The 11,590-nt window shown below is 49.8% G+C and carries 10 protein-coding genes, 5 tRNA genes and 1 pseudogene; 10 read left to right on the plus strand and 6 right to left on the minus strand.

Translation table 11 applies throughout. The features are described from left to right. Window positions 1–91 precede the first annotated feature (91 nt). The 10 genes from ACXAH1_RS24220 to zigA all read left to right on the plus strand — a co-directional run bounded on the left by ACXAH1_RS24220 (window position 92) and on the right by zigA (window position 6,421). Window positions 92–167 (plus strand) — tRNA-Glu (locus tag ACXAH1_RS24220). 152 nt (window positions 168–319) lie between these two features. Next, window positions 320–395, plus strand: a tRNA-Glu gene (locus ACXAH1_RS24225). A gap of 68 nt (window positions 396–463) precedes the next feature. Continuing rightward, window positions 464–539: transfer RNA gene (locus ACXAH1_RS24230), tRNA-Glu, on the plus strand. A 153-nt stretch (window positions 540–692) separates the two neighbouring features. Next, window positions 693–768 (plus strand) — tRNA-Glu (locus ACXAH1_RS24235). A gap of 164 nt (window positions 769–932) precedes the next feature. Continuing rightward, window positions 933–1,008, plus strand: a tRNA-Glu gene (locus ACXAH1_RS24240). 212 nt (window positions 1,009–1,220) lie between these two features. Then, window positions 1,221–2,801, plus strand: coding sequence for a methyl-accepting chemotaxis protein (locus ACXAH1_RS24245; RefSeq protein WP_475200260.1), 1,581 nt, complete (start codon window positions 1,221–1,223; stop codon window positions 2,799–2,801). A gap of 340 nt (window positions 2,802–3,141) precedes the next feature. Further along, entirely contained in the window at window positions 3,142–3,696 is a 555-nt protein-coding gene (locus ACXAH1_RS24250; RefSeq protein ID WP_475200262.1) for a hypothetical protein, read from the plus strand. Window positions 3,697–3,754: 58 nt separating this feature from the next. Next, window positions 3,755–4,555 (plus strand): hypothetical protein, encoded by an 801-nt coding sequence (locus ACXAH1_RS24255; protein ID WP_475200264.1) that lies wholly within the window; start codon window positions 3,755–3,757, stop codon window positions 4,553–4,555. Window positions 4,556–4,711: 156 nt separating this feature from the next. Beyond that, window positions 4,712–5,155, plus strand: coding sequence for a TraR/DksA C4-type zinc finger protein (locus tag ACXAH1_RS24260; protein WP_046006695.1), 444 nt, complete (start codon window positions 4,712–4,714; stop codon window positions 5,153–5,155). A gap of 54 nt (window positions 5,156–5,209) precedes the next feature. Then, the gene (zigA, locus tag ACXAH1_RS24265; protein WP_475200266.1) at window positions 5,210–6,421 is read left to right on the plus strand and encodes a zinc metallochaperone GTPase ZigA; all 1,212 of its coding nucleotides are present in this window, start codon (window positions 5,210–5,212) and stop codon (window positions 6,419–6,421) included. Here the strand turns inward: zigA and ACXAH1_RS24270 are convergent. From ACXAH1_RS24270 to ACXAH1_RS24295, 6 genes and pseudogenes are all read right to left on the minus strand, one after another. After that, window positions 6,418–7,998 (minus strand): L-lactate permease, encoded by a 1,581-nt coding sequence (locus ACXAH1_RS24270; protein WP_475200268.1) that lies wholly within the window; start codon window positions 7,996–7,998, stop codon window positions 6,418–6,420. The genes zigA and ACXAH1_RS24270 overlap by 4 nt on opposite strands. Before the next feature lie 106 nt (window positions 7,999–8,104). Next, entirely contained in the window at window positions 8,105–8,740 is a 636-nt protein-coding gene (gene nth, locus ACXAH1_RS24275; protein ID WP_475200269.1) for an endonuclease III, read from the minus strand. Window positions 8,741–8,808: 68 nt separating this feature from the next. Further along, window positions 8,809–9,507 (minus strand): electron transport complex subunit E, encoded by a 699-nt coding sequence (locus ACXAH1_RS24280; RefSeq protein WP_475200270.1) that lies wholly within the window; start codon window positions 9,505–9,507, stop codon window positions 8,809–8,811. After that, window positions 9,500–10,141, minus strand: a complete 642-nt coding sequence (gene rsxG / locus ACXAH1_RS24285; RefSeq protein ID WP_475200273.1) for an electron transport complex subunit RsxG — start codon at window positions 10,139–10,141, stop codon at window positions 9,500–9,502. The genes ACXAH1_RS24280 and rsxG overlap by 8 nt, the downstream gene beginning before the upstream one ends. Further along, window positions 10,138–11,196 carry an electron transport complex subunit RsxD gene (gene rsxD, locus ACXAH1_RS24290; protein ID WP_475200275.1) on the minus strand — a complete coding sequence of 353 codons (1,059 nt, stop codon included), beginning with the start codon at window positions 11,194–11,196 and terminating at the stop codon, window positions 10,138–10,140. Before rsxD ends, rsxG begins: the two co-directional genes overlap by 4 nt. Further along, window positions 11,193–11,590: pseudogene (locus tag ACXAH1_RS24295) on the minus strand (electron transport complex subunit RsxC); the annotation flags it as partial. The gene rsxD and the pseudogene ACXAH1_RS24295, both read right to left, overlap by 4 nt.

Genomic DNA, 11,590 nt, shown 5'->3' on the forward strand with positions numbered 1-11,590 from the left:
AAAGATTTTGTTAAAGGAAGTTCGGTCTCGCTGGCTCGACTTTCACGCTAACAAAAAATTATTGAAGCGGTGCTTCAATAAGCAAATTTTTGTCCCCTTCGTCTAGAGGCCTAGGACACCGCCCTTTCACGGCGGTAACAGGGGTTCGAATCCCCTAGGGGACGCCACTTACTTTAGTAAGTACCAAACTCGTATAGTAAGAGTCTAAATAACTAGTCCTAGTGACAAAAGATTTTGTTAAAGGAAGTTCGGTCTCGCCGGCTCGACTTTCACGCTAACAAAAAATTATTGAAGCGGTGCTTCAATAAGCAAATTTTTTGTCCCCTTCGTCTAGAGGCCTAGGACACCGCCCTTTCACGGCGGTAACAGGGGTTCGAATCCCCTAGGGGACGCCACTTACTTTTGTAAGTACCAAACTCGTATAGTAAGAGTATAAACAACTAGTCCTAGTGACACATTCAGTGTCCCCTTCGTCTAGAGGCCTAGGACACCGCCCTTTCACGGCGGTAACAGGGGTTCGAATCCCCTAGGGGACGCCACTTACTTTTTAGTAAGTACCACACTCGTATGGTAAGAGTCTAAATAACCAGTCCTAGTGACAAAAGATTTTGTTAAAGGAAGTTCGGTCTCGCTGGCTCGACTTTCACGCTAACAAAAAATTATTGAAGCGGTGCTTCAATAAGCAAATTTTTGTCCCCTTCGTCTAGAGGCCTAGGACACCGCCCTTTCACGGCGGTAACAGGGGTTCGAATCCCCTAGGGGACGCCACTTACTTTAGTAAGTACAAAACTCGCATGGTAAGAGTCTAAATAACCAGTCCTAGTGACACAGAACATTCTGTAAGAGAGAGAATAATGCCGTTCGCTTTTGCTGGCAAAAGACTCACCTCAGCGCAGAATTAGCAAATCAGTGATTTGCTAGACAAATTCTGCGTCCCCTTCGTCTAGAGGCCTAGGACACCGCCCTTTCACGGCGGTAACAGGGGTTCGAATCCCCTAGGGGACGCCACTCTTCTCAGCAGCACCATTTCATTCAATAACATCTTCTTTTTATCTTTTTAGACTCCTGTTCATACTTATCAATCTTAGATTTCAACATTTCAATGAAATTTTTCATATATTTCATTTACTTAAATTGTTTGATTTAAAACAAAGTTAGGGCTTTATTAACAAGCTCACCTACGAAAAATGGGTTAGTATCGCGTTTTTTAGGTGAGCATCATGGCCAAAAGACGTACCGATTATACGGATAAGGAAAATGATTATCCGGTCTCTTATAACCTGCTGTCTACCACAGATACTAAAGGGCGGATCACATATGCGAATCAAAGCTTTTGTGATGTTGCTGGCTTTGAACTGGACGAACTTGAAGGTCAACCACACAATCTGGTACGTCATCCAACCATGCCCAAAGCCGCCTTTAAAGATCTTTGGCAGTTTATAGGCTCCGGCAAGCCCTGGATGGGCATAGTAAAAAACCGTTGTAAAAATGGTGATCACTACTGGGTTAATGCCTATGTGACCCCCATCAAAGATCAGCATGGCCAAACCGCCGAGTATCAGTCGGTCAGAACCAAGCCTGAACGGGATGTGGTAAAACGGGCTGAAAATATTTATCAGCAGCTCGATAAGGGCGTTGCACCAGCTAAATTGACCCGCTCGTCTCTGTCTTTGTCCGCGCAGATGATGTTGATCCTGGTGGTGTCTTATATTTTGAGCATGGTATTTACCAGTTTGCCTGCGCCATGGAACTATATTCTGGAGACATTGTTGCTAGCAGGCGTACTCGCACTGACATATCAGCGATTATCCCCAGTTCGTCGGTTGAGTGAAAAAGCCAAGCAAGTCTACGACAACCCACTGATGCAAAAAATTTACCTTAATAAAGTCAATGATGTCGCAGCGATTGAGCTGGCACTGCTGGCACGGGGGTCTGAGTTACGCGCCGTACTTGGCAGGGTTCAGGACGCCAGCCAGCTGGTCGACCAACATGCGCAGGAAACGGTGTCGGAATGTCACAGCAACACAGAGTTGTTACAAGAGCAGCAGAGCCAGACAGGTTCTTTGGCTACGGCCATGAATGAAATGACGGCCGCTATTTCCGACATTGCCGGCAATACCAGTGACGCAGCGAATCGCTCAGAAGGTGCATTGCGTTCGGTACTGGATTCTAACTCTGTGGTGCAGGCCAGTATGCAAATCAATCACACTCTATGCAAAGAATTGAGCCGTACTCAACATGATATTGCTCAATTGAATGAGCAAACGGTGCAAATCGGCGGAGTTGTTGACGTAATACGAGATATTTCTGAGCAAACTAACTTGCTGGCTCTGAACGCTGCGATAGAAGCGGCAAGAGCTGGTGAGCAGGGCAGGGGGTTCGCTGTGGTAGCAGATGAAGTCAGGGCGCTTGCACAACGTACTCAGGAATCGACCAGAGAGATTGATGATATTGTCGCAGCTCTAAAGCAACGTGCCGAGCGCGCAGTAGAGGCCATTCAAAATGGGGTTGATAAGTCTAATGAATGTGTAGCGCAAGCGGAACAAACCAAAGAGAACCTGGCATCGATAGAGCATATGGTAAAAGATATTTCTGCTTTGAACTACGAAATCGCCACTGCAACTGACCAAATGTCGGGTGCAAGCAACGAAATAAACGATAAGGCGGTTAATATCTCTCAGCTGGCCAATGCGTCGATGCAAAGTGCAGACAACACCACCGCAGCAATGCGAAACACTGAGCAAGCGCTGGCAGATCAGGCATCATTGGTTGATCAGTTTTTGTTGAGGCTAAGTCGATAGCGCCGAAAGTATTAAAAATATGTGAATAGACTATTCCTTACTGGTATGATTTCGATTGGGTAATTTATGTGGCAAAATCGCCGCTTTTAACCTGGACATGCACATAATACCAATTTCACTTAATACCTGTTCAATTTGACGGAGCAAATATGACGCTAACGGCGTTAAAAATTTTTCATTTAGAACAACTAAATAGCAAAATTTTTGCCTCGCCTATATGGATGTAGGTGCCTCAGCAATAGCAGGACGCGGGAGCGGTGTTATCGACCCTATTTTCTCGCCTCAAAATAGAACACTTAATTAAGCAAATTGGTATAAAAATCACACAAAGGGATAATGAATGAGCAATTTACAGAAAACTTTAAAAATAGGTGCCGCAGCACTTGTCATGACACTGGCCAATACGCAAGTGAGCGTCGCAGGGGGTGATGGCGGTTATTTCTCTGGCAAAAAGCAAGACTGCGAAATCTGGAGAGACGTCGCACCTTACAACTGGGCGAATACCACGCGTGGTAATCAGTCCATGATTTTCTATTGCAACCGTGGCGGTTATACAGTCACCACAGTTGAGCTTAAGATCAAGCGATTAAGTGATAACACGGTCGTATTTCGTGAAAAAAGAAAACAAAACCTGACGGCTGGGTATGGTCACGGTTTTTATCCTGACCTGAGCGCGAATATCAATGAAGAATATAAAATGGAACTGGATTATACCTTCGTAAAATTGAAACACGGCAAGCCGGTCTGGGACAATAAAAAAACCAAAACCTGCAAACGCACTTTCACTCCAACTAATGCAAACTCGACACGTGGCGAAGTTTTCTGGTCAATCAAGAGCGCGGGAACAGCCTACAACAACAATGGCTGCCAGGGCGTGAGATTCGATATTCACTAAGCTCTACCAGGGGCTGGCGCAATAAGGTCAGCCTTAGCTTTACAGCCGGGATTTAACGATGAAAGCAAAGTACCTGATGATCAACGTGTTGTGCTTTATGCTCGGCTTTCTTTTGGCCGCCGTGTTACTGCATAAAGAAGTACCCCAGCACTATACCCCAGTAGGAGACAGTGAAAGCCTCGACACTATCCTCACACCTCACACAGAGGAACGCTCACTGCCATTAAACACAGCCCAGCCAGTCTCAGAAAAACGGCTTTACATCAGCGCTTCGCCTGCACCCCCAGAGCTTAAAGATGAACCTTCAAACAATGACGAAAACAAGGCCAGGCTACTATCAATAGCGCAGGACGTAGGGTTAGACAGCGGTATTTACCCGGATCTGGCTAGTTATGAAAATCAGGATATTACCAGACTGATTGAGCAGCATCTGCTGACAAACCTGCGTGCTTCACAGAGTGATGTGTATGCTCAGTTTGATGAGATAGAGCATTATCTGGAAGCCATGCCACAGATTGCCTCCGTGCAATTTTTTACTGATTTACTGACACAAGCTGAGCACAAAGGTGAGCTGTCTCAGAGTTTTGCCATCCACCTGCTGGCACAAAGCGTCGAGCAGTTTGAACCAGGCACAGAGCCGCTCAGCCAGATGCAGGATATTGTCGCTACAGCCCGGCACAGCGAAAGTGAACTGGTACGTCTGAGTGCCTTGGAGTCTCTGGTAACAATGAGCGCGGATCAGGCACAACTAAAGCGCCTGCTTGAACAGTTCCAGGCTGATGAGTCTGCGGTGATACAGGCAAAAATCACGCTGCTTAACTATCACATGGCACAGGCTGATAAATTAAATAACCATTGAGCAGGCACCCTAGCCCTTTTTTAATAAAAGGGGGCGCAAGTTTTAAGGCTGCTATAAGAGCGCACAGAAATAAATTTAATCAGGTGATCCTTTTAAACTAGGTGTTGTTATAATATAACATTGTTCAAGTTCAATTGTTCAGACAAGGCATCTGATATGCAAGCACCTGATCCTACTTCGGCCACGCTCAGCGTTGAACAAATGCTGGCTGCGCCCGAATCCGACTACATGAATGCCGCGCAACAGGCATTTTTCAGACAACGTCTGGTGGAGCTACACGATTCAACCAGAGCACGTATCCGTGATACCAAAGCGCAAATAATGAACCCACCTGAATTGGTCGATTTGAGCGACAGAGCATCGTGGGAGGAACAATGCCTGATCCTGATGCGCATTGTTGATCGCGAACAGAAGCTGTTACCCAAAATCCAGCAGGCGCTGGAGCGAATTCGGCTCAATGAATATGGCTATTGTCTGGAAACGGGAGAGCCTATTGGCATTGCCCGTTTACTGGCAAGGCCTACAGCGGAGCTGTGCGCAGATGTAAAGCTGTGCTCTGAACTCAAAGAGCACATGTACGTCAAAGAAAGGCATGTCTGACAAAACCTGAACCCACACACACTACCGTCAAAAACTGTGTAAGGTAATCAAGCAATGGCTAAGTTAAATACATCAAATTTACTGCCCGTGACCGTGCTGTCCGGTTTTTTAGGGGCAGGAAAAACCACGGTGCTGAATCATATTCTGAGCAACCGTGAGGGGCTAAAAGTGGCTGTCATCGTCAATGATATGAGTGAAATCAACATTGACGCTGCGACGGTACAAAATGAAGTCAGCCTCAACCGGGCTGAAGAAAAGCTGGTTGAAATGAGCAATGGCTGTATCTGTTGCACACTCAGAGAAGACCTGCTGGAAGAGGTAAATCGGCTGGCTAAATCGGGCAAATATGACTACCTGGTGATTGAGTCGACCGGTATTTCGGAACCTCTGCCCGTGGCTGAAACCTTTACCTTTGCGGATGAGCAAGGAGTAAGCTTATCTGACATCGCCACACTGGATACTATGATCACCGTAGTAGATGCGGTGAACTTTCTGAAAGATTACGACCGCGCAGAAGCTTTGCAGGACGTTGGAGAAAGCCTGGGTGAAGAAGATGAGCGGAGTGTGGCAGATTTACTGGTTGAGCAGGTCGAATTTGCCGATGTGTTGTTGATCAGTAAAACAGATTTGATCTCAGATATCGAGCTTAAACGTTTGCAAAGTATTCTGCGCACACTCAATACAGACGCTGAGCAAATCCCTATGGCACATGGCAAGGTGCCCCTGGCGCAGGTGTTAAATACCAAAAAATTCAGTTTTGAAAAAGCCCAGCAGGCGCCGGGCTGGCTTAAAGAGCTGCGGGGCGAGCACATTCCGGAAACGGAGGAATTTGGCATCAGCAGTTTTACCTTTTGTGCCAGAAGACCCTTTCACCCGCAAAAGTTCTATGACTTTTTGCACAGTGATGAACTGGCCGGCAAGCTTATCCGCTCAAAAGGGTTTTTCTGGCTGGCAACCAGACCTCAAATTGCTGGCAGCTGGAGTCAGGCTGGCGGTATCGCAAGGCACGGTGCAGCGGGACTATTTTGGAAAGCAGTACCACGGGATCAGTGGCCAGAAGACCCGGAATATATTGCCGCCATTGAAGAGCACTGGGTTGAGCCTTTTGGCGACATGCGCCAGGAATTAGTATTTATTGGCCAAGGGCTGGATAAAGCTGAGATTATTCGCCGTCTGAATGCCTGTTTGCTCAGCGAAGAGGAAGTCCTAAAAGGTCAGCAAGCGTGGAAATCATTGCCGGACCCTTTTCCTTCCTGGGAGCACTAAACAAACAGCAGCCAGGCAATCAGGCTGGCCGCCAGGCAGTAATAGAGCATGGGAACCAGGGTGTAGCGAATAATATCACCCTCTTTGCCGTGCAGGCCGACAACACTGGCGGCGGCAACCACATTAACCACCGCAATCATATTGCCGCCATTCGCGCCGAGCATCTGCAAGGCCAGTACCAGCTGCATATCTAACCCAGCTTCAGCCGCTAATGCTTGCTGAAAGCTGGCAAACATCAGGTTAGAAAAGGTCGCCGAGCCCGCGATAAACGCCCCCAACGCGCCCACTAAGGGCGCGATAAATAACCACAGATCACTCAGATGTATGGCAACCGTCTCGGCCAGTGCCATAGGCATAGAAGGGAGGGCGGCGTTATTGACGTCAGAGTGAAGAAAAATGCGCACCATAGGTACGGCTGCACTCAGTGCAATCAAAGAGGGGATTAACATACTGATACTGTTGTTGAGGGCCATGCGAAGCTGCGCCGCTTTGCCTTTTTGCAGCCAAAGTGCCAAGAGCGCGGTCACAACAAACACACTGCCAGGCAGGTACAGGGGCATCACATTCACAGAAATGGCCGACCCCAGGATCTGCTCCCATTCAAAGTTCACGCTTTGCAGCATGGCCTTAAAAGGCAGTGCGGGGATCCGGGTCAGCACCAGGAGTGTAGCAACCAAGACGTATGGTAACCAGGCTCTGAGTAAGCTCAGTGAAGGGACGTGTGTCTCTTCTGCTAGAGGTGCTATTGAGGCTTCGGTTTTCGGCAATAAGAACCCCTTACGTGCTAGAGGGCAGACGATGGCCAATCCTGCCATCGCGCCCAGTACAGAGGGAAATTCCGGCCCCAGCAACCAGGCGACGCCATAGGCAGGCAGGGTAAAAGCCAACGCACTGAAAATGGCAAAAGGCGCCATAACGAACCCGGCGCGCCAGCTGGGTGAGTCGCTGAAAAAGCGGCAATACAGCACAACCATGATCAGAGGCAGCAGGGCGGCGGCAATGATATCAATACCAATGGCAGTTGAGGCAATCTGCTTAACGTCGGCGTAATCGATATTCGCCGCACCCTGACCAATTCCGACAATCGCAGGTGTACCAACGGCACCAAATGAGACCGCACTGGAGTCGGCCACCAGTGCCAGCACCACGGCGCTCAGGGGTGTAAAGCCCAGGGCAACCAGTAAAGGGGCGGCAATGGCGGCGGGTGTGCCAAACCCGGCAGCCCCCTCCAGAAAACTGCCAAATAACCAGGCAATGATGATCAGCTGCACCCGCTTATCGGGGCTTATCCCGGCAAAACCATGTTTAATGGTGTGGATAGCGCCAGTTTGCTGCAGCACTTTCAGTAAAAAAATCGCCCCGAAAACAATCCACACTATGGTCATTGCGATGACCAGTCCCTCCAGCGTGGCGGCGGTAATATGCGCTAAAGGCACCTGCCAGATAAAATAAGCTGATAAGGAGGTCACGAGCAGGCTAAATGGCATTGCCTGCTTAGCAGGCAGTCTGAACAGGACCAACAGGATAAATACGCTGAGGATAGGCACCAGGGCCGTGAACAGTTGTGGTAGCGTCATCAGAGTTTAAGAAATCCATTACTTAATGAGATGAGCTTAGCATGCCAATAAGACAATGAATATTCTGTTTATTACTGAACAGCCATGGTCTTATTGGCGCGATAGGTTAACCAGAGGTTTTTTCTTTGAACTCACACAAGTCTTCAATAATACAGCTGCCACACTTGGGCTTTCTGGCCACACAGGTATAGCGACCCAGCAAAATCAGCCAGTGATGTACGTCGACTTTAAACTCTTTCGGCACCACCTTTTCGAGCTTTTCTTCAACCGCGACCACGTCTTTGCCCATGGCAAATTTGGTGCGGTTTGATACGCGGAAAATATGGGTATCGACAGCGATAGTGGGCCAGCCGAAGGCACAATTGAGCACCACGTTGGCAGTCTTGCGGCCCACGCCAGGCAGGGCTTCCAGCGCTTCACGATTTTCTGGCACTTCGCCGCCATGCTGCTCCATCAAAATGTGGCACATCTTGTAGACGTTATTGGCTTTGGAATTAAATAATCCGATGGTTTTGATGTAGTCCCTCAGGCCTTCCACACCCAGATCAATAATTCCCTGTGGCGTGTTAGCGACTGGGAACAACTTACGGGTGGCTTTATTCACACTCACGTCTGTGGCCTGCGCTGATAAAGTAACGGCGACCAGCAGCTCAAACGGTGAGGTATATTCTAGCTCCGTCTCCGGGTTAGGGTTGTCATCCCGCAGACGGGTGAGAATTTCGAGTCGTTTTGCTTTATTCATAGTACTGACTTACTTGCTGTTGATCCTATCTGAGCTCAGTGGGAGAGTGACGGCTCTCCCATAGCGCGTTAATCTAAGCTGGTGACGCGGGCACGGGGCGCTTTCTCCGGGCTGGCGACGGGCTCAGCCTGGGCCTCTTTACGTGCATCAATATAGTTTTTGGCAGCGATGATTAACCCCAACCCTAAAAAGGCACCTGGCGGTAAAATGGCCACCAGAAACTGGCTGTCGAACTCTATGACTTCGATGCGTAATGCGGTTGCCCAATCACCTAGTAGCAGGTTGGCCCCGTCGAACAGAGTGCCCTGACCAATCAGCTCACGCATGGCACCCAGCAATACCAGTACAGCACCAAACCCAAGACCCATCATGATCCCATCCCAGGCTGATAATAGTGGCGTGTTTTTTGAGGCATAGGCTTCTGCCCGGCCGATGATGGCACAGTTGGTCACAATCAGCGGAATAAAGATCCCAAGTGACTGGTACAGACCGAAAGTGTAAGCATTCATCAGCAGTTGCACTATGGTTACAAAGGCGGCGATGATCATCACAAATACCGGGATCCGAATGTCTTTAGGTACCCAGTTTCGCACAACGGAAACTGTGACATTGGATCCAACCAATACAAGCAAAGTTGCCAGCCCCAGGCCCAAAGCGTTGGTTATCGTGCTGGTGACGGCCAGCAACGGACACAGACCCAACAGCTGGACCAGTGCCGGGTTATTCTTCCACAGACCTTCATGGGCGAGTTGTTTAAATTCACTCATCGATGGTCTCCTGACAGTGGTTTGGCTCTGCGAACAGCGCGTCAAAGTTGCTGCGAGCATACCAGGCAGCGGCATTGACGCTCTGCACTACGGCGCGTGGTGTAATCGTTGCGCCGGTGAATTGGTCAAACTGTCCGCCATCTTTTTGTACATTAAAAGCGGGGTCTTGCTCCTGAGTCACGGTTGTTCCACTGAAACGGGTGATCCAGTCAGATTTGGCCAGTTCAACTTTATCGCCAAGCCCGGGAGTCTCCTCGTGGCGAGTGACCCGCACACCGGCAATTTCACCGGTGTTATAGACCGCGCTGAGTATGTCGATATTACCGCTATAGCCACGTGGGGTGATATGTTGCACCAGCAAGGCGACTGGCTCATCCTGTAAGCGCGCGCGGTAGATAATATGCGGGCCATTGGGGCCAAGCTCTGGAGCATCACTCAAAGTACAATCCAGGTAAAGCTCGTTGTCGTATTGCGCCTTTGGAATGACCTGGGTCAATACGCGCATTAGGTGGCGTTGTTCCTGTTTGGCAATCTCTGGCGCTGTAAAGGTTTGTACCAGCGCAACACTGCCGGTGGTCGCCAGTGCAAAGGCGGTCAGGATCAGGCCGTTCTTTTTCATCGATGACAGGATCATGAGCTTGCTCCATGCCCGTAAGTACGAGGCTGCGTATAGTAATCAATCAAAGGTACCGCCATGTTCATGATCAGCACGGCAAAAGCGACGGCATCCGGATAGCCACCAAAGTGGCGGATCAGATAAACCAGCAGGCCAATCAGCGCACCATAAATTAAACGGCCACGGTTGGTGGTACTGGCCGATACCGGATCGGTGGCAATAAAAAACGCGCCCAGCATAGTTGCACCACTGAGCAGGTGGAAAAGCGTACCTGCCTGGGTTGCAGGTGACACAACATAGCCAATGCCGCTGCACACTGCCAGGGTCACGATAAAAGCCACCGGGATATGCCAGTTAATGACTTTGGTTTTTAGCAGGTACAAACCACCCAAAAGATAGGCCAGGTTCACCCACTGCCAGCCTTGTCCGGCATAGTCGCCGAATGCGACGTTATCAGTGGCTTCTGAAACAGTCAGGTTTTGTGATACGGCCGTTTTTACATGGTCCAGCGGTGTGGCTGAGGTGGTGCCATCAATCACCTGGCGGGCTTCTGCCAGCGGGACGCCCGACAGGGTTTGCTCGGTAAAAATGAGTGCCAGTTGATCCAAAGCGGACTGCGGCGTTGCTTGTATCTCCATGATGGGGGTCCAGCTGGTCATTTGCACCGGAAATGAGATCAACAGCAACACATAAGCGGCCATGGCGGGGTTGAACAAATTATAACCCAGCCCGCCATACAGCTGTTTAACAATCGCAATGGCAAACACACAGCCAATTACGGTGACCCACCAGGGGGCCAGAGGTGGAATGCTCACAGCAAGCAATACGGCAGTCAGCCAGGCACTGCCATCACTGAGCGTTGGCCACACTGGGCGGTTGCGCAGTTTCATCATTGCGGCTTCGGCCGCGCTGACCGTTAACAGTGCCAGCAAGAGCTGAAACAGGGTGCCGGGGCCGAAAAAGTAACTTTGTACCAGAATGCCCGGGATACAGGCGGCGATAACCGTCAGCATCAAACGGCTGAGGGTTTTGTGGCTGTGGTTGTGGGGCGATGAAGCCATGGTTAATTTCATGACGGATCATTTCCTTCTTGGTCTTCGGCTGCGGCCTGCTTTTTTGCTTTTGCGCGTGCAACAGCGGCTTTAATTGCGGCCTGACGTTTTTCTTCGGCGCTAAGCGGCGCTTCATGAGTGCTTTGCGGGTCGTCGCCAGGTTCAGCGCCTGTTTGCTGCTCGGCTTCTTTAGCGGCTTTCTTCGCTTTAGCACGGGCAATCGCAGCGGCGACGGCAGCCTTGCGAGGATCTTCCGGCTCAGCAGAGGTTTCGGCAGGTTCAGCGTCTGTTTGCTGCTCGGCTTCTTTAGCGGCTTTCTTTGCCTTAGCACGGGCAATCGCAGCGGCGACGGCAGCCTTGCGAGGATCTTCCGGCTCAGCAGAGGTTTCGGCAGGTTCAGCGTCTGTTTGCTGCT

The sequence above is a fragment of the Pseudoalteromonas sp. AWH4_217 genome, assembly GCF_056161105.1.